The following is a 19,021-nucleotide window of genomic DNA, read 5'->3' as shown; positions in this document are numbered from 1 at the left end:
ATGGCAGTAAAAGTAGTACCAAGATATGGAAAATCGTTAAAAGATAAGTTATTTCTTCCAGCAATTGCTGGAGGAATGAAGACAACTTTCAAGCACTTCTATAAAAATTTAAAAGATCTTGATAACTTAAATACTTTACAGTATCCAGAGGTTCAGCCAAGTGATATTACTGAAAGATATAGAGGGGTTCATAGACTTACAAAACATGATGATGGAACTGAGAAGTGTGTTGCTTGTTTTATGTGTGCAACTGCTTGTCCAGCTGAGTGTATTTTTATAGAGGCTGAAGAGAGATTTGACGGAGTTGATGAAAAAAGACCAAAAGAGTTTAAAATTGACCTTTTAGAGTGTGTTTTCTGTGGATATTGTGTAGAGGCTTGTCCTTGTGATGCAATTAGAATGGATACTGGAATTTTTTCATTTACAGCTTCTACAAGAGAAGAGTTTGTACTAGATAAAAAAGCTCTTATGAAAAATGAGAGATCAAAGGATTTTGAATAATGGCTGATATAATTTTTATTGCTTTAGCATTTTTTGCAATTACAGGTGCAATTGCTATGCTTGTATATAAAAGCCCAATGTATAGTGCATTAGGTCTTCTAATTACAATGTTAAGTATTGCTGGGATGTTCGCACTTTTAAATGCAACACTACTTTTTATGGTTCAAATAATAGTTTATGCAGGAGCTATTATGGCACTACTATTATTTATTTTGATGTTCTTAAATATTAAAGATGAAGATCTTCCACAAGAACCAGCAAAATATAAATTAATAGCTTTGGGTGTAGCTTTAATGATTCCATTAAATATCTTAGTTTTAAAAGCTGTTTCAAATCTTCCATCAAAGGATTTGTATCCAATAGAAAATAGTGATTTTGGAGATATAAAACCTGTTGGAATGATACTTTATAATGAGTGGATTATAGCATTTGAATTAATCTCAATTCTTCTACTAATTGCTCTTGTAGGTTCTGTTGTTCTTGCTAAAAAAAGAGATACAAAACTAATTTCAAAGGGGGATGAATAAGATGATGACACTAAATTCATTCGCATTTATATCAATGATACTTTTTTCAATTGGTGCAATTGGAGTAATATCAAGAAGAAATATATTTGTTGTTTATATGTCAATTGAACTTATGCTAAATGCAATTACACTGTTTTTAGTAACTTTTGCAAGATACTACTTTGATATAGATCCACAAATTATAACTATTATGGTTATATCAATTGCTGCTGCTGAAGCTGCAATATTCTTATCTGTAATTATTCTTTTATTTAGAGCTAAAAGATCACTTGATACAGATATCTTTACATCTTTATCTCAAGGAGAAAAAAGATGAGTACAAATTTACTAATATGGATAATCTTAGCACCACTTATTGGTGCAATATTAAATGGTGGTTTATACTTTTATAGTATTAAAAAACAAAAAGTTTCTGAACTCTATTTTGCAGCTATAGGAACAGTTACACCATTTATAGCATTTATTATTACACTTTGCCTATTTTTAAATATGGTAAGTGAAAATATAGTTTATAATCAATACCTATTTACTTGGTTAAATATTGGTTATTTAAACATTGACATGGCACTTTTAGGTGATAATCTATCAATTTTTATGTCAATGTTTGTTACATTTGTTGGTTGGTTAATTCATATTTACGCAGTTGGTTATATGAGAGGTGATGAAGGGTTTGGTAAATTCTTTGCTTACTTTAATCTATTCTTAGCATCTATGTTAATTTTAGTTCTTGCTGATAACCCAATTATTTTATTTATTGGTTGGGAAGGTGTTGGAGTTTGTTCATATCTTTTAATTAAGTTCTATTATGGAAGTAAAGAGAATGTTGAAGCTGCAAATAAAGCATTTATAGTTAATAGAGTAGGTGATTTTGGATTTTTACTAGGAGTTGCAGCACTATTTTTTGCATTAGGAGAAGTTGATTTATCTTTCTCTTCAATTGAAGAAAATTTAACAAATGTTTCAAACGGTTGGTTAGTAGTAATTGGTATATTACTATTTGTTGGAGCAATGGGTAAATCAGCTCAAATTCCACTATATACATGGCTTCCAGATGCCATGGCAGGTCCAACTCCAATTTCAGCACTAATTCACGCTGCTACAATGGTTACAGCTGGGGTTTATATGGTTGCAAGATTTCACTTTTTATATAGTGGAATTGAAGAGATTGGAATTTTTATTGCATATATTGGAGCATTTTCAGCTCTTCTTGCTGCTATTATTGCAACAAGACAAACAGATATTAAAAAGATACTTGCTTACTCAACAATGAGTCAATTAGGTTATATGTTTATAGCTGTTGGTTTAGGTTTCTATGCAAGTGGACTTTTCCATGTATTTACACACGCATTCTTTAAAGCAATGTTATTTATGGGAGCTGGAGGAGTTATTATTGCACTTCATCATGAACAAAATATATTTAATATTGCAAAACATAGAGCAAAATTACCAATTATATCTGCAACATTTTTAATTGGTGTTATTGCAATATCAGGTATTCCTCCATTTTCTGGATTTTTCTCAAAAGATACAATTCTAGCAGCAGCATTCCAAGAAGGACAATATCTAATTTATGGTTTAGCACTATTTACTGCATTTTTAACAGCATTTTATATGTTTAGACTCTATTTTATTGTATTTGTTGCACCAAATAAAAGCGGTCATAAAGATTATGTATATACAAGTAGAACAATTACGTTTCCATTGGTAATTCTAGCGATTGGAGCAGTTGGAGCAGGTTTTTTAAACTTCCCAGCAGTGTTTGGTGGAAATCATTTAGTTGATACTTGGTTAAGCTCTCTTAACTCAAAAGCAATTACTTTATCTCATAGTACAGAGTATATATTAATGGCACTTTCAGTAATAGTTGCTGCAAGTGGTATATTTATTGCTTATAAGAAATATGCAAATTATGATTTAGATAAACCAGAGTTAGAGACAGGATTTATTGGAAGAAAACTTTATGTTGATGAGTTATATGATTTACTATTTGTAAAATCTACAAAAGCTCTATCAAGATTTATTGATAAAGTTGTTGACGATAAGATTATTGATGCCTTTATTATGAAGTCTTCAACAAACTTTGTTGAGATTGGTAAAAAAGTTGCATTAATTCAAAATGCAAATGTACGATTCTATGCAGCATTTATGCTAATTGGAATGGCTTGTATATTTGTTTATTTATATATTTCATTAGGGTTATAATATGAGTGCAGATATTCTTTCATTTATTATATTTTTACCAGCTGTTGTAGCAATAGGATTAATGATTACTACAAAAGATGTAAATACAATTAGAAATATAGCATTTTTAACAACAACTGTTATTTTAGCACTTGTATTAAAAATCTATATAGAGTTTGAGCCAAGTGCTGGTATGCAGTTTGTTACAAATGTATCTTGGATAGAAACTTATGGTATTAATTACTATATTGGATTAGATGGTTTCTCTTTAACAATTCTTATGATGATTGCAATTTTAATTCCAACATCATATCTTCTTTTATGGGAAGGGAAAACTAAAGGTTATTGGATAAATATGCTTTTAGTTCAAACAGGAGTTACAGGAGCTTTATTATCACTTGATTTAATACTATTTTATTTCTTCTGGGAAATTATGCTTCTACCAGTCTTTTTAATGATTGGTCAATATGGATTTGGAGATAAAGTATTTACAACAATTAAAGTAACAGTTTATACAATGGCTGGATCACTTTTAATGCTTGTAGGTATTTTATATCTTGGAGTTGCTTACTTTAATGAGTTTGGAGTTTGGTCTTTTGCTTATGATAATTTAATGATGGTAACAGAGCTTGATAGATCAACTAGAGTTTGGTTATTTTTGGCATTTCTAGCAGCATTTGCTATTAAAGTTCCACTTTTTCCACTACACACTTGGATTATGGAGACATATAAAAATGCTCCAACAGGTGCTGTTTTTTTACTATCATCAATAATGGCAAAACTAGGAGTTTATGCAATTGTTAGATTCTTAATTCCAATTTTCCCAGATGTTTATGTTGAATATGCTACTTGGTTTGTAATTCTTGGTCTATTCGGTTTAGTATATTTTGGAGTTGCAGCTCTTATGCAAGATGATATTAAAAGAATGTTTGCATACTCTTCAGCTTCTCACTTAAGTTTTATTGCTGCTGGTATATTTTCACTAAATAGTTATGGTATTAATGGAGCACTATATTTAGTAATTGCTCACGCAATTGCAACTGGAGCACTATTTTTACTTGTTGGTTTAATGCAAGAGCAAACTGGATTTAAAACAATTAAAGATTTAGGTGGAATTGCAAAAAAAGCACCAATATTTACATTTATTTTTGCAATTATGCTTTTTGCAAATGTTGGATTACCTGGAACAAATGGATTTGTATCTGAACTTTTAATTATTTTTGGAGTATTTAATTTTAATCCTTATTTAGGAGCAGTTGCAGCACTATCTGTAATTATTGGAGCTTCATATATGTTGTGGATGTTTCAAAGAGCAATATTGCAAGATAGACCTGAGGGTTCAGCAGAACTTAAAATGAGAGATTTAAAAATCAAAGAGATTGTTGGATTAATTCCATGGGTTATTTTAGTGTTTATAATGGGTGTTTATCCAGAGATTTTTATTGATAAATTTGAACCAACAGTTACTCACTATTTACAAGATATTTTACAAATTGGAGCAACAAAATGATGAGTGAATTTATATATTTAATGCCAACTTTGTTGGTATTGTTTGGAGCTATTACACTACTTTTTATGAGTATGTATGATAACATTACTATAAAGAGCCATATATTTGTATCATCACTTTTTTTAGTTGTTGCTTTGGTATTTACACTTTTTAATGTAAATACACTATATTCAGTTCAACCATATGAAGGATTTTTGAATAATGTATTAACATTTGATACTTTTTCAAACTTCTTTAATATTCTTCTAATTTTAGGAACACTTCTTACAATTTTAATTGGTGAACACTATATTCAAAATAGAAAATATTTTAAAGGCGAGTTTTTTAGTATTTTATTATTTGCTCTATTTGGAATGATGGTTTTAGCACAAGCAAATGAACTAATAACTGCATTTATTGCATTAGAAATTGCATCATTTAGTGTTTATATTATGGTTGGATACAATAGAGATGACTCTAAAAGAGTTGAAGCAATTTTTAAATATTTAGTTTTAGGTGCTTTTATTGGAGCATTCTATCTTCTTGGAACTGTATTAGTTTATGGAGCAGTTGTAAGTACAAATTTAGCTGATATATACAGTTATGTTATAAATCCAAATAGTCAAACTTTACCATTAGTTTATATAGGATTAACACTAATTTTATTTACATTTTTATTTAAAATTGCTGCATTTCCATTCCAATCATGGGTACTTGATATCTATAGAGGTGCTCCAATAGTTATTACAGCATATATGGCATCAACATTTAAAATTGCAATTTTCTCATTCTTTTTAAGAATAATGTTAGAGTATATATCTCCAATAGTTGATTTTTGGGATGGAATATTACAAGTAATTATTATATTGACTTTAGTTTTTGGAACATGGTTAGCAATTACTCAACAAATAGTAAAAAGAATGTTAGCAGCTTCATCAATTGTTCATACAGGATATTTACTACTAGCATTTTTAGCATTAACATATGCCGATGATAGAATTATAAATATTGATGCTGCTTATTCAATAATGTTTTATCTAATTGCTTATTTATTATCAGCTCTTGGAACTTTTGGTTTAGCATCTCATATAATTTCTGATACAAATACAAAAGTTACTTATGATGATTTTAAAGGTTTAGCAAAACAAAGACCATTTTTAGCAGCAATGATGACAATATTTCTTTTATCACTTGCTGGAATTCCAGGAACTATTGGTTTTATAGGAAAAATTTATGTATTTACTGAAACAATTAAAGCTGGATATATTGCTATTGCTGTTTTAGCAATAGTTGCAACAATTATATCTATGTACTACTACTTAAGATTAATTGCAGTTATGTATTTTTATCCTGCAAATAGTGAGTGCAAAGGTGAAGAGTTTGATGATAGTAGAGTTTCAACTTATGCAACACTTTTTGTAGCTATTTTAACGCTGATTGGAGGAATTGGATCTGCTATTGTATTCTTTATACCTGTATTAAATATTGATACATTAATTAATTTTGCACAAGTAGCAGTACAATCTCTTTTTTTAAAATAGAGTATAATTTTTACACACTTATTAAATAAACATTTAGCCTTTAATAGGCTAAATGTAACTTTTCTACAATCTTACAGATAAAACCGATAAAATAACATTTACTTGATATATATTAAATCTATATTTGGATATTATTTTATGTAAAAATTAAATCTTGAAGAAAGGATAGGATATGAGTGACCTAGTAGAGGGTTATTTAGGAAAAACAACAGAGGGTAAAAAGAGCAGACTTCCTGCAAAACTTGATTTTATTCAAAGTTTTACAGGTGGATTTTTAGCTCTATTTATGTGGGCACATATGTTACTTGTTGCATCAATTTTAGTGTCAGATGATTTTATGTACCAAGTTACTAAATTATTGGAGGGTAGCTTTATATTTGAAGGTGGAAATCCACTTTTAGTATCTATTGCTGCTTTAATTATTTTTATTATTTTTATAGTTCATGCAGCTTTAGGTATGAGAAAATTACCAGGGAATTTTAAACAGTATCAAGTAATTAAAGCTCATGCAAAAAGTATGGGTCATGATGATACAAAACTTTGGTTTACACAAGCATTTACAGGTTTTGCAATGTTCTTTTTGGGTTCAGTGCATTTATATGTAATTATGACTCATCCAGATCAAATTGGACCATATGAAAGTAGTGCTAGAGTTTGGGATGAGTATATGTGGCCACTATATATTCTTTTACTATTAGCAGTTGAATTTCACGGAACAATTGGTTTATATAGACTTTGTGTAAAATGGGGATGGTTTGATGGTGAAAATCCAAAAGCTACTAGAAAAGCACTTAAAAAAGTTAAATGGGCTTTAACAGTGTTTTTCTTAGTTTTAGGATTTGCTTCTTTAGCAGCTTATATGAAAATAGGTTATGAAAACTCTAAAAATGGTACTCCAAGAGATTCATTCCAGCCATCTGCTAAGATTATGAATTATGAAATGAAAACTAAAAGTGTTGGAGGAATCGCATAATGAAAATTAATTACTGTGATGCATTAGTAATTGGTGGAGGACTTGCAGGTCTTAGAGCTGCTGTTGCTGCACAAAAAAAAGGTTTAAGTACTATTGTATTATCTTTAGTTCCAGTTAAAAGATCTCATAGTGCTGCTGCTCAAGGTGGTATGCAAGCATCTTTAGGAAACTCTAAAATGAGTGATGGAGATAATGAAGATTTACACTTTGCAGATACTGTAAAAGGTAGTGACTGGGGATGTGATCAAGATGTTGCTAGAATGTTCGTACACACTGCACCAAAAGCTATTAGAGAGTTAGCAAGCTGGGGGGTTCCTTGGTCAAGAGTTGAAAAAGGTACTAGAGAAGCTGTTATTAATGCTAAAAAAACAACTATTACTGAAGATGAAGATAGACACGGACTTATCACTTCAAGAGATTTTGGTGGTACTAAAAAATGGAGAACATGTTACACAGCTGATGCAACAGGTCATACAATGTTATTTGGTGTTGCAAATGAAGCTTTAAAACATAATGTTGATATTAGAGATAGAAAAGAAGCAATTAGCTTAATTCATGAAGATGGAAGATGTTATGGAGCAGTTGTTAGAGATTTAATTACAGGTGAATTAGAAGCTTATGTTGCAAAAGGAACTTGTATTGCAACAGGTGGATATGGAAGAGTATTTAAACAAACTACAAATGCTGTAATTTGTGAAGGAACAGGTGCTGCTATTGCTTTAGAGACTGGAATTGCAACATTAGGAAATATGGAAGCTGTACAATTCCACCCAACTCCAATTGTTCCATCTGGAATTTTATTAACAGAAGGTTGTAGAGGAGATGGTGGAATTCTAAGAGATGTTGATGGTCACAGATTTATGCCAGATTATGAGCCTGAGAAAAAAGAACTTGCATCAAGAGACGTTGTTTCAAGAAGAATGATTGAACATATTAGAAATGGTAAAGGTGTTCCTTCTCCTTATGGATATCATGTTTGGTTAGATATCTCTATTCTTGGAAGAGAGCATATTGAGAAAAACTTAAGAGACGTTCAAGAGATATGTCAAATTTTCAACGGTATTGATCCAGCTGATGAGGGTCCAAAAGGTTGGGCACCAGTTCTTCCAATGCAACACTACTCAATGGGTGGAATTAGAACAAAACCAACTGGTGAGTCACAAAACCTAAAAGGTCTATTTGCTTGTGGAGAAGCTGCTTGTTGGGATATGCACGGATTTAACAGACTTGGAGGAAACTCAGTTTCTGAAACAGTTGTTGCTGGTATGATTATTGGAAACTATTTTGCAGATTTCTGTTTAGAAAATGATGTAACAATTCCAACTTCTGTTGTTCAAAAATTTGTTGATGAGCAAGAAGCATATATTGATGAGATTTTATCTTACAATGGAAATGAAGATATTTTCAAAATTAAAAATAGAATGAAAGAGTTAATGGATGAGAAAGTTGGTATCTTTAGAAGTGGTGAACCACTAAAAGAGGCTGTTGAAGAGTTAAAAGAACTTTTAGCTAAAACTAAACAAATCACAGTTAAATCAAAAGAAAAAGCTGGAAATCCAGAACTTGAAGAGGCATATAGAGTTCCAAAAATGTTAAAAGTTGCACTTTGTGTTGCTAAAGGTGCAAGAGATAGAACTGAATCAAGAGGTGCTCACTATAGAGAAGATTATTTAATGAGAGATGATAAAAACTGGTTAAATAGAACTTTAACATCTTGGCCAAACAAAAATGATATGGAACCAACTATAACTTATGAACCACTTGATATTATGAAAATGGAGATGCCACCAGCGTTTAGAGGTTATGGTGCGAAGGGTATGATTATTGAGCATGAACAATCAGCAGTTAGACAAGCTCAAGTTGATGAGATTACAGAAAAAATGCAAAATGAAGGTAAAGATAGACATGAGATTCAAGATGCATTAATGCCATTTAATTTACCAATGAACTACAAAGAGAAAAACGAAAGAGCAGGAGATAAATAATGAGCGCACAAAAAGGTAGAGAAATTACAATTTCAGTTCTTAAATATAATCCTAGAAGTAAGGTTTCAAAACCTCACTTTGTAGAGTTTAAATTAGAAGAGACTCCAGGTATGACTCTTTTTATTGCATTAAACTTAATTAGAGAAAATTATGATGCTGATTTATCTTTTGACTTCGTATGTAGAGCTGGAATTTGTGGAAGCTGTGGAATGATGGTAAATGGAAAACCTGCACTTGCTTGTAGAACACTAATTGCAAACTATCCAACTGGAAAATTACAATTAATGCCTATGCCTGCATTTGAACTAATCAAAGATTTATCAGTAAACACAGGTAAATGGATGGATGCTATGAGCAAAAGAGTTGAATCTTGGATTCACTCAAATGAAGAGGTTGATATCTCAAAAATGGAGCAAAGAGTTGATCCAAAACTAGCAAACGATACATTTGAACTTGATAGATGTATTGAGTGTGGTATTTGTGTTGCTTCTTGTGGAACAATGCTAATGAGACCAAACTTTGTTGGACCAGTTGGATTAAATAGAATTGCAAGATTTGATATAGATCCACATGATAATAGAACTGCGGAAGATTTCTATGAGTTAGTAGGAGATGATGATGGAGTATTTGGTTGTATGTCATTAATGGCTTGTGAAGACCACTGTCCAAAACATTTACCACTACAAAATAAAATTGCTTACTTAAGAAGAAAATTAGTAGCACTAAGATAAAAATTTATGAGAGTTTTACTCTCATAAATCTAAATAATAGAAAAAGTTAAATATCATATTTAAATGGTATTTAACTTTTTTTATTTTAGGAGAGAAGATGAGTTTAGCAAGTGACTATTTTTTACTTTATCATGGATTAATATTTGAAAAGAGTTTAGATTTAGAGCCTTTAAGAGATAATTTAGATGATAATCATTTAACAATTTTTGCACTTATAATTTGTGCAAATCGAAAAAACTACAATAAGTTTATAAACTTAGAATCATTTAAAGATTTATGTAGACAGCTAGATATAAAACCTCCAACAAGTTTAAGTGAGTTAAATCATATTCAATATGAAATTGTTGATAATATTGCAAAAAATAGTACAAAAAATAGCTTAGATACTATTCATAACTCACTTTCATACTTAAAAGATCAACATATAATAAACCAAGAGAGTTATACAAAACTTACTTCACTATTTGATTATAAAGAGTTAAATTTAAATATTGAAAAGATTGATACGAAAGAAGAGATTGAAAAAATTTCATATAAAGATTTAAAAGCCAATTTTGAGAATTTAATAAGAGATTTACAAGAGTATATAAAAAATAGTGAATTAAAAAATGAGCTTGCAACTATAAATGAGTATTTAAATAATCAAAAATTTTCTATTGGAATAACAGGTGTTATGAATGCTGGAAAATCAACTATGTTAAATGCTTTAATGGGAAAAGAGATTTTAGGAAGTGCGGTTGTTCCTGAAACAGCAAATTTAACTATAGTAAAACATAATCCTACACCAAATGCAAAAGTTTTTTATTGGGATAAAAAAGAGTGGGAAAAGATTGAAAATAGTGCAAAAAATTTAGAGAGCATGAGAGAGTTTGTTGAAGAGACAAAAAGAGTATTTAAAGATGATTTAAAAAATTATATAAAAGATAGTTCAAGATTTGATGAAGTTGATATAAACGATTTAAAATCTTACACATCAGCAGATCATAGTGGAAAAAAATGTAATCTTGTAAAATATGTAGAGTTAGGTGCTGATTTAAAGTTTTTAAGTGATGGTATTGAAATAGTTGATACACCTGGACTTGATGACCCTGTAATTCAAAGAGAGGAGATTACAAAAGAGTATATAAGTAAGTGCGATATGATGTTGCATCTTATGAATGTGTCGCAAAGTGCAACATTAAAAGATGTTGAGTTTATAATTGATGCTGTTTTATATCAAAATATCTCTAAACTATTAGTTGTAATTACACGAGCAGATACTGTTTCTAAAAAGAGTTTGGAAGAGGTTATAAACTATACAAAAACTTCAATTCAAAGACAACTAAAAGCACAAAATAAAGATTCACAACTTGACCATATTTTAAAAAGTATAAAATTTATTCCAATTTCTGGATACATGGCACTTCTTCATAGAACAGGAAGAGAAGATGAGGCTTTAAAAGCTGGATTTAAAATCGAAGATACTGGAATTTTAGAGATTGAAGAGTATTTATATGAGTCACTTTTTGGTACAAATTCACAAAAAGGTGATTTGGTAATTCAATCAACAAAAACTCAACTTATAAGATTGCTAGAGAAACAAATAAGCTTTTTTAATTATGAGTTAAAACTTCTTGGAAAATCAAAAGATGAATTAGAAGCAGAACTATCTGAGCTTAAAAAAAATAAAGAGAAAAAACAAAGAGTTTTATTTAGTATAAAAGAGGATATAAACTTTTATAAAAGCGATGCAAAAAACTACATAGAATCACTTGATACATTTTTACAAAGTGAGTTAATTGAGCTTCAAAATGTTGTAAAACAAAGAGTTATAAATGATGTTAGATATAGTTTCCAAAAAGATAAAAAAAGAGCTGATGAACAAAGAGTTAAAATAATAGTTCAAACAGCAATTAAAGATGGAATAATTGATATTATTAGAGATTATAGATACAAATTTATAAAAAAATCTCAAACCATTGGTGAGCAGTGTGAACAAAAATATCATGATTTAGGATTTACTTTAGGACACAAAAATGATAATTTTGATGCTAGAGGATTTTTCCAAGATGATTTTAAAAGTGGTTTTCTAACTTCAAGTAATGAAGTATTGGTAAATTTAATTGTAAAAGAGACAAATAACTCAAAAGAGTCAAAATTAAATGAACTAGAAAGAGCTTTACAAGATATTATAAAATCAGAGTTTGAACCAATTGTAAAAGATATTCAAAGTAAAGCAAAATCTTTAAGCCAAATTTTAATTGATAACTTCTTTAAAACTTTAAATACTCCAGTTATTGCTTATGAACAAAAAATAAAAAATGATGAAGAAACTTTGGAAAAAGAGCTACAAAACTTCAAAGAAAATGATGAAAATAGGGCTAAAAATTCAGTTTTAATACATCAAAATATTAAAAAACTAGAGTCAATATTAATAGATATTAAAGGATTAAATTAATGAGTGCAAATTTAAATATCTTAAAAAATTTTATTGAAGAGTATAATCAAAATCTAAGTGATAAAGAGATTGTTTATGAAGATGGATTAGTTGGAGAGATTAAAAAAACGATAGATAAACTTTTAGATGAGAAGTTTTTACCATCAAGTGAATTAAAAACAATTTTAAATAAACAGATTCGTCGTGCTAGATATCCTATGGAAGTTGCAATTACTGGACAATTTAGTGCAGGGAAATCGACTTTTTTAAATGCACTTTTATCTAGAAATATTTTACCAACTGGTATTACACCTGTTACTTCAAAAGTAAATTTTATAAATTATGGAGATGAGTTTAAATTAAAAATAACTTACTACTCAGGAGCAACAGAGTATGCACCAATTGAGAGTATTGCTGATTTTACAGATCAAAGACAAGATGATATGAAAAATATCAAATACTTAACACTTTATGCTCCAATGCCAATTTTAAAAGATATCTCATTTGTTGATACTCCAGGACTTAACTCACAATCTCAAAGTGATACAGATGTTACAAGAAGAGTTTTAAAAGATGTTGGTGGAATTATATGGCTTACACTTATTGATAACGCTGGAAAGCTATCTGAGGCTCAAGTTTTAGAAGAGTATATGCAACATTTTAAAAATAAATCTTTGTGTGTTTTAAACCAAAAAGACAAATTAACTCCACAGCAAGTTGAGACAACAACAAACTATGTAAAAGAGAAATTTAGTAAATATTTTGCAAAAGTTGTTCCAATATCTGCTATTAAAGCTTTAGAAGGAAGAGCTAGTCATAAAGATATATTAATTGAAGATCAAAATAGAGATTTTATAAATTGTTTAAAAAATGAGCTTAAAGACTCAAATGAGAGCAAAATTGACTCTTTATTAAGTGAATATAAAAATAGCATTAAAAATATAAAAAATAGTGATACAAGTGATAATACAAAACTTCTTGAAGAGTCAAATATTCAAGAGGTTTTAGATTTTATTAATAATTCAATAAGACCACAAGCTCAAGAGGCAAAAGAGTTTGCAATTAAAAAAGATTTAAGAAGTTTTTGTGATATTTTAATAAAAGAGTATGAGACAATTTTAAAAGTATATGATGCTTTAGTTGAAGTTTTAACTAACACAGAAGAGAAAGTTTTAAAAGCTTTCGATGAGATATTATCAAAATATTCAAAAGATCTATTTACAATATATAACTCACTAATTTCAGTTATGGAAAAAATAGCTCATGAAACATTTAAAAATATCAAAACAAAGAAAGCTTTTAGATTTGATGAGTCTAAAAATTTCTTTGGTGAAAAGATAGAAAAAGTTGAATATGAAACTTACTGGATTGATTCAGATGCAGTTTATAAAGCTCTTTTTTATGATGATCAAACAATAGATAAGATGTTTAAGCGTTCAATTAAACTCCTTAAAAATGTTGAACTAGATAGCGATGAGGCATTTAGAGATGTTTATAGAATGATTAGAAATGATGTTGTAAATTGGCAAGAACCTTATGAACTTATAAGAAAGAATAGAGAGATTGCATCTGATGCTGAGTTTTCAAATACAAGACATTTTGCAGCAAAAGTTTATGAAAATGTTTTAAGAGAGTACCATAAAGCAATATTAGAGAATATTTCAGCTTTAAGAAAGAAATTTGCATATTTTAATGGAGCTTTATCTTATTCATATATTCAAACAACACAAGCAACTATTGCACACTTTGAGCAACAAATTATTGAAAGTGAAGAGTTATATAAAAAAGAGCCAACTAGATTTTCAATCTCTCATCCAAGAGAAGATGAGATAGTTGCAAAATTAAAAGCAAACTTTGCATTTGAAAAAATTGAGGATTTTTTGACATCAAAAAGAAATTACCTATTTAAAATTATAAAATACTCTAAAGAGCAATATTTAGAGATAAATCAAGATAGAATAGAGTTTGTAAAAAATAGAAAGAATCAATATTTAGAAAAAATTAAAGATTTAGAAAAGATAAAAAGTGAGATTTAAATGTTAAAAAATATATTAAGAAATCAAAAATATATAGATATATCTTCAAAAAATGTAAAAGAGTCTATAGAGTTTTTACTTGAAGAACAGATACATTTTGGAATAGTTGCAAATATTAAAAATATTAGTTTTAATCCAAAATTACCAGAAGATATATCTAAAAATTTAAATGAATACTCACTATTTTCACTAGCTGGTTATACTTTTGAATCAGCACATACAAATGAAAATGATTTATTTTTTGAAGCTGGATTTGGGCAAGATAATTTTGGGAGTGTGCTAAAAGTTCCATTTGAATCGATATTTCAAGTTATTGTGGATGAAAATATATTAGTTTTAAATTTATGTGCAACTATAGAAAAAGAGAGTAAAGAACCAAAGAAGAACTCTTTTGATGTTTTTAAAAATAATCCAAATAATAAAAAGTTTAACTAAAAAATAGTTTTAAAACTATTTTTTAGGTGAGAATTTAAATAGAGCTGATCCCCATGTAAGACCACCACCAAAGGCATCAAATAAGACTGTATCACCAGCTTTAATTCTACCTTGCTCAAAAGCATAATTCATAGCCATAGGAATTGATGCGGCTGAAGTATTTGCATATTTATCAACAGTTACAACAGTTTGTTCATCTGTTAAATTCAAAGCTTCTCCAACTGCTTTTATAATTCTATAGTTCGCTTGGTGAGGAATAAAATGATTTATATCTTCATTTGATAAATTATGTCTTTTCATCATCTCTTGTACATCTGAAGTTAAAGTTTTAACAGCTAGTTTAAAAGTCTCATTTCCTTTCATAGAGATACATGCCATTTTTGCATCTAAAACCTCTTGAGAACAAGGATGTTTACTCCCTCCACCAGCTGTTTTTATTAAATCTTCATAAGTTCCATCACTAGAGCAACTAACATCAATAATAGCTTCGCTTTTATCATTCGTTGCACTAATAATTGCAGCTCCAGCGCCATCTCCAAATATAAAACAAGTCGTTCTATCTTCATAGTTTAAAATTGAACTATATTTCTCAGCACCAATAATCAAAACATTTTTCTTCAAACCTGACTCAATAAATGCTTTTGCAATATTTAAAATATATACAAATCCTGTACAAGCAGCACTAACATCAAATGCCATAACATTTGTAATACCAATTTTAGATGCAATCAAACAAGCAGTTGAAGGCATACATAAGTAATCAGGAGTAACAGTTGCACAAATAATCAAATCAATCTCATCTTTTGATATATTTGCTCTTTGTATAGCAAGTTCAGCAGCTCTTGCTCCTAAATCAGAAGAAGCTTCATTATCTTCAGCTATTCTTCTCTCTTTTATACCTGTTCTTCTTGTAATCCACTCATCAGTAGTATCAATAATTTTTTCAAAGTCTGCATTTGTCCTAATCTTTGGTGGAATGTAAGCACCAATAGATCTAAAAGCTGCATATATCATAAATTAATCCTTCATTATAAAGTAGTTGCAGTTGTTTCGCAATTACTCTCTTCTTTAGCAGAATATTTTGCTAATCTCTTCTCAATAATCTCTTCAAGATTTGAACTAGCAGATAAAAGTGATTGAAATATTGCATTTTTTATAGCTTTTGGATTTGATTTTCCATGAGATATAATAACAGGTGCTTTAACTCCAAGTAATGGTGCTCCACCATATTCAGCATAATCAACCTTTACCTTTAGATTTTTAAATACTTTTCTCATTAAAACTGCACCAGTAATTGCAATTAAAGAACGCTTTAAATCTTTTTTCATAATTTTACTAATTGTATCAGCAACACCTTCTGCTGTTTTTAATAGAATATTTCCTACAAAACCATCACAAACAACAACATCAACAGTTCCTTTGAAAATATCATTACCTTCAACATTACCAGCAAAGTTTGGAATTTTAGAGATTAGTTTATAAGCTTCTTTCGTAACTTCGTTACCCTTGCTCTCCTCTTCACCATTACTTAAAAGTCCCACTATTGGTTCATCTAATCTTAATACAGTTTGAGCATAAGCTTGACCCATAACTGCAAATTCAAATAAATTTTTAGCATCACTATCTACATTTGCTCCAACATCAAGTACTAAAGTATTTTGATTTTCACTTGTAGGCATTAGTGTAGCAATTGCAGGTCTACTTACACCTTTGATTCTTCCAATTCTTAAAGTAGCCAAAGACATAGTAGCTCCTGAATGTCCAGCAGATACAACAGCATCAGCTTTTCCTTCACGAACTAATTCAATTGCTTTATAAATTGTTGACTCTTTTCTTTTTAATGCATCAGTTGCATGATCATTCATACTAATTACATCTTTAGTATCAATAATTTCAATTCTATTTAAAAAGGTAGTAGGGATTAGTTTTGATAAAATATCTTTATCACCAACAGCAAGTGCTGTAAAGTTATTGTTGTTTCTAATGGCTAATATAAGCCCTTCTATAATTGGCTCAGGACCGAAGTCCCCGCCCATTGCATCTATTGCTATTCTTATCATTAGTTTTTATATTCACCAGTGTTTGGATTAACCATATGAGGCATTTTCCAAGAACCATCACTATCTTTTACAGGTTTTTTAAGTGTAATTTTATAATGTGTTCTTCTTTTAGCCGCTCTTGAGTGTGAAACTCTTCTTTTTGGTACTGCCATATTATTCTCCTTTTAAAATTCTTTTTCAAAATTAGTGTTGTCATTTTTGCAATCACTACATAAATAGTAATCACTTTTTATACTATTTATTTCACTTTTAATAATTTCATCAAAATCAATAATTTCATCAACTTCAATTACTAAAAAATCATCCTCTATGCCTTTAAAAATACCATTTGATATAAGAAGATTTAAATCTTCATTTAACTTTAACTCTATATCTTTAGGACATCTAGAACAATCAACTAAAACTTCACCTGTAAGTTTTGCTTCTATTTTTACTAAACTAGGTGAAATTCTACAAAAAGTACCTTCAATATTTACTGAATCAAAAGATACTTTTAAATCTTTTTTATCTTGTGGTACTTTTTTAAACTCTATTTTCATAGTTTATTAACAAATCTCTCTTTGTGAGAAGAAAAATGCAATTTCGATTGCAGCATTTTCTAATGAGTCACTTCCGTGAACTGCATTTGCATCAATTGATTCAGCAAAATCAGCTCTAATTGTTCCAGCTGCTGCTTCTTTTGGATTTGTTGCACCCATTAACTCTCTATTTTTTGCCATTGCATTTTCACCTTCTAAAACTGAAACTACAACTGGTCCAGAGATCATAAATTCAACTAAATCTTTGAAAAAAGGTCTACTTGCATGAACTGCATAAAAAGCTTCAGCATCAGCTTTGCTTAATTGCATTTTTTTAGTAGCTGCAATTTTTAAACCAGCACTTTCAAATCTGTCTAAGATTTTTCCTACAACATTTTTTGCTACTGCATCTGGTTTAATAATTGATAGTGTTCTTTCCATCTTTAATTCCTCTTTATTTTTTTAAGTCGCGGATTATATCTGAAATCTTATAAAAAAGCAAGTTTTTTAATAATTATTCAACTACTGGTTCTCCAGCAGCTCCTCTATCATCTTTCTCAATTTTACTAGAACCTGCTTCATCCCAAACTATACAACCCTCTGTAGGACAAGCATCAGCACATGCAGGTGCATCATTGTGTCCAACGCACTCTACACATTTATCTTTATATACATAATAAATATCTTCACCTGTTGGGTTATCATCATTATCAACAATTGCTCCAACTGGACACTCATCTAAACAAGCATCACAGCTTATACAAATATCAGTAATTAAAACTGCCATATTAATATCTCCATAATTTTTTTAGAAACTTTAGCTAAGTAAAAATAAAAATATTATTAAAGATAATTTTTATCTTTTAAAAAACTTTTTTATATTTAAGCTATTTCTAAATTTTTTTTGTTAAAATTCCACCATCAATTTAAAATTTATTACAAAAGGATTAAAAATGTTAGTTACAAAAAAAGCTCCTGATTTTACAGCTACAGCTGTTTTAGCAGATGGAATGATAGTAGAAGATTTCAATCTATACAAAAATATTGGAGAAAAAGGTGCGGTACTATTTTTCTGGCCTTTAGACTTTACTTTCGTTTGTCCATCAGAAATTATTGCATTCTCAAACAGAATTAAAGAGTTTGAAGATAGAGGAATTCAAGTAATTGGTTGTTCAATTGACTCTCAATTCTCACACTTTGCATGGAGAGAAACACCAGTTGCAAATGGTGGTATTGGAAGAGTAAAATTCCCAATGGTTGCTGATATTACAAAACAAATTGCAAAAGATTATGATGTATTATTTGGTGAATCAGTTGCATTAAGAGGATCTTTCTTAATTGACAAAGATGGAACAATTAGACATGCAGTAATCAACGACTTACCACTTGGAAGAAATGTTGATGAGATGATTAGAATGGTAGATGCAATGTTATTTACTAACGAGCATGGAGAAGTTTGTCCAGCTGGATGGCAAAAAGGTGACGAAGGTATGAAAGCAGACAAAGATGGTGTTGCTGAATACTTAGGAAAAAATTCAGAAAAATTATAATATTTAATTTATCTTTACAAAAGAGGCAGTAACTGCCTCTTTTTCTTTTTTCTTGACAAATTATAAAATATTAATTAA

Annotated in this window: 19 protein-coding genes; 13 read left to right on the top strand and 6 right to left on the bottom strand. The window is 29.4% G+C overall.

What is annotated here, in order from left to right; all coding sequences use genetic code 11:
• The 12 genes from WC168_RS00350 (at position 1) to WC168_RS00295 (ending at position 14,815) form a co-directional block, all read left to right on the top strand.
• Positions 1 to 501, top strand: a complete 501-nt coding sequence (locus WC168_RS00350) for an NADH-quinone oxidoreductase subunit I (RefSeq protein WP_066160094.1) — start codon at positions 1 to 3, stop codon at positions 499 to 501.
• Positions 501 to 1,028 (top strand): NADH-quinone oxidoreductase subunit J, encoded by a 528-nt coding sequence (locus WC168_RS00345; RefSeq protein WP_066160097.1) that lies wholly within the window; start codon positions 501 to 503, stop codon positions 1,026 to 1,028. The genes WC168_RS00350 and WC168_RS00345 overlap by 1 nt, the downstream gene beginning before the upstream one ends.
• Before the next feature lies 1 nt (position 1,029).
• Positions 1,030 to 1,344 carry an NADH-quinone oxidoreductase subunit NuoK gene (gene nuoK, locus WC168_RS00340; protein WP_066160100.1) on the top strand — a complete coding sequence of 105 codons (315 nt, stop codon included), beginning with the start codon at positions 1,030 to 1,032 and terminating at the stop codon, positions 1,342 to 1,344.
• On the top strand, positions 1,341 to 3,230 hold the full coding sequence (nuoL, locus tag WC168_RS00335) for an NADH-quinone oxidoreductase subunit L (protein WP_372616913.1): 1,890 nt from the start codon (positions 1,341 to 1,343) through the stop codon (positions 3,228 to 3,230). Before nuoK ends, nuoL begins: the two co-directional genes overlap by 4 nt.
• Before the next feature lies 1 nt (position 3,231).
• Positions 3,232 to 4,719, top strand: a complete 1,488-nt coding sequence (locus tag WC168_RS00330; RefSeq protein WP_066160106.1) for a NuoM family protein — start codon at positions 3,232 to 3,234, stop codon at positions 4,717 to 4,719.
• Positions 4,719 to 6,239, top strand: coding sequence for an NADH-quinone oxidoreductase subunit N (locus tag WC168_RS00325; protein WP_066160199.1), 1,521 nt, complete (start codon positions 4,719 to 4,721; stop codon positions 6,237 to 6,239). Before WC168_RS00330 ends, WC168_RS00325 begins: the two co-directional genes overlap by 1 nt.
• Before the next feature lie 172 nt (positions 6,240 to 6,411).
• On the top strand, positions 6,412 to 7,212 hold the full coding sequence (locus tag WC168_RS00320; RefSeq protein WP_372616910.1) for a fumarate reductase cytochrome b subunit: 801 nt from the start codon (positions 6,412 to 6,414) through the stop codon (positions 7,210 to 7,212).
• Positions 7,212 to 9,197 carry a fumarate reductase flavoprotein subunit gene (locus tag WC168_RS00315; RefSeq protein ID WP_125296938.1) on the top strand — a complete coding sequence of 662 codons (1,986 nt, stop codon included), beginning with the start codon at positions 7,212 to 7,214 and terminating at the stop codon, positions 9,195 to 9,197. Before WC168_RS00320 ends, WC168_RS00315 begins: the two co-directional genes overlap by 1 nt.
• Complete coding sequence (locus tag WC168_RS00310) at positions 9,197 to 9,928, top strand: fumarate reductase iron-sulfur subunit (protein ID WP_066160114.1); 732 nt, start codon at positions 9,197 to 9,199, stop codon at positions 9,926 to 9,928. Before WC168_RS00315 ends, WC168_RS00310 begins: the two co-directional genes overlap by 1 nt.
• Positions 9,929 to 10,025: 97 nt before the next feature.
• On the top strand, positions 10,026 to 12,365 hold the full coding sequence (locus WC168_RS00305; protein WP_372616907.1) for a dynamin family protein: 2,340 nt from the start codon (positions 10,026 to 10,028) through the stop codon (positions 12,363 to 12,365).
• Complete coding sequence (locus WC168_RS00300) at positions 12,365 to 14,380, top strand: dynamin family protein (RefSeq protein WP_372616905.1); 2,016 nt, start codon at positions 12,365 to 12,367, stop codon at positions 14,378 to 14,380. Before WC168_RS00305 ends, WC168_RS00300 begins: the two co-directional genes overlap by 1 nt.
• Entirely contained in the window at positions 14,381 to 14,815 is a 435-nt protein-coding gene (locus WC168_RS00295) for a hypothetical protein (RefSeq protein ID WP_066355773.1), read from the top strand.
• A gap of 15 nt (positions 14,816 to 14,830) precedes the next feature.
• On the opposite strand, the gene WC168_RS00290 is transcribed toward WC168_RS00295, so the two are convergent.
• The 6 genes from WC168_RS00290 to WC168_RS00265 all read right to left on the bottom strand — a co-directional run bounded on the left by WC168_RS00290 (position 14,831) and on the right by WC168_RS00265 (position 18,180).
• Positions 14,831 to 15,829: a beta-ketoacyl-ACP synthase III gene (locus WC168_RS00290; RefSeq protein ID WP_372616903.1), complete on the bottom strand. Its 999-nt coding sequence runs from the start codon at positions 15,827 to 15,829 to the stop codon at positions 14,831 to 14,833.
• A 14-nt stretch (positions 15,830 to 15,843) separates the two neighbouring features.
• Positions 15,844 to 16,875, bottom strand: coding sequence for a phosphate acyltransferase PlsX (gene plsX, locus WC168_RS00285; RefSeq protein WP_066160130.1), 1,032 nt, complete (start codon positions 16,873 to 16,875; stop codon positions 15,844 to 15,846).
• Entirely contained in the window at positions 16,875 to 17,027 is a 153-nt protein-coding gene (rpmF, locus tag WC168_RS00280; RefSeq protein ID WP_066160132.1) for a 50S ribosomal protein L32, read from the bottom strand. Before rpmF ends, plsX begins: the two co-directional genes overlap by 1 nt.
• A 12-nt stretch (positions 17,028 to 17,039) precedes the next feature.
• On the bottom strand, positions 17,040 to 17,414 hold the full coding sequence (locus tag WC168_RS00275) for a hypothetical protein (RefSeq protein WP_066160135.1): 375 nt from the start codon (positions 17,412 to 17,414) through the stop codon (positions 17,040 to 17,042).
• 6 nt (positions 17,415 to 17,420) lie between these two features.
• The gene (ndk, locus tag WC168_RS00270; protein ID WP_066160137.1) at positions 17,421 to 17,834 is read right to left on the bottom strand and encodes a nucleoside-diphosphate kinase; all 414 of its coding nucleotides are present in this window, start codon (positions 17,832 to 17,834) and stop codon (positions 17,421 to 17,423) included.
• Positions 17,835 to 17,907: 73 nt separating this feature from the next.
• Positions 17,908 to 18,180 (bottom strand): DUF362 domain-containing protein, encoded by a 273-nt coding sequence (locus tag WC168_RS00265; RefSeq protein WP_066160140.1) that lies wholly within the window; start codon positions 18,178 to 18,180, stop codon positions 17,908 to 17,910.
• A 166-nt stretch (positions 18,181 to 18,346) separates the two neighbouring features.
• On the opposite strand from WC168_RS00265, the gene WC168_RS00260 reads away from it, so the two are divergent.
• On the top strand, positions 18,347 to 18,943 hold the full coding sequence (locus tag WC168_RS00260) for a peroxiredoxin (RefSeq protein WP_066160143.1): 597 nt from the start codon (positions 18,347 to 18,349) through the stop codon (positions 18,941 to 18,943).
• Positions 18,944 to 19,021 lie beyond the last annotated feature (78 nt).

This window comes from Aliarcobacter sp. (assembly GCF_041672065.1).
Classification (GTDB): domain Bacteria; phylum Campylobacterota; class Campylobacteria; order Campylobacterales; family Arcobacteraceae; genus Aliarcobacter; species Aliarcobacter skirrowii.
This window is presented reverse-complemented; position numbering and strand designations above follow the sequence as displayed.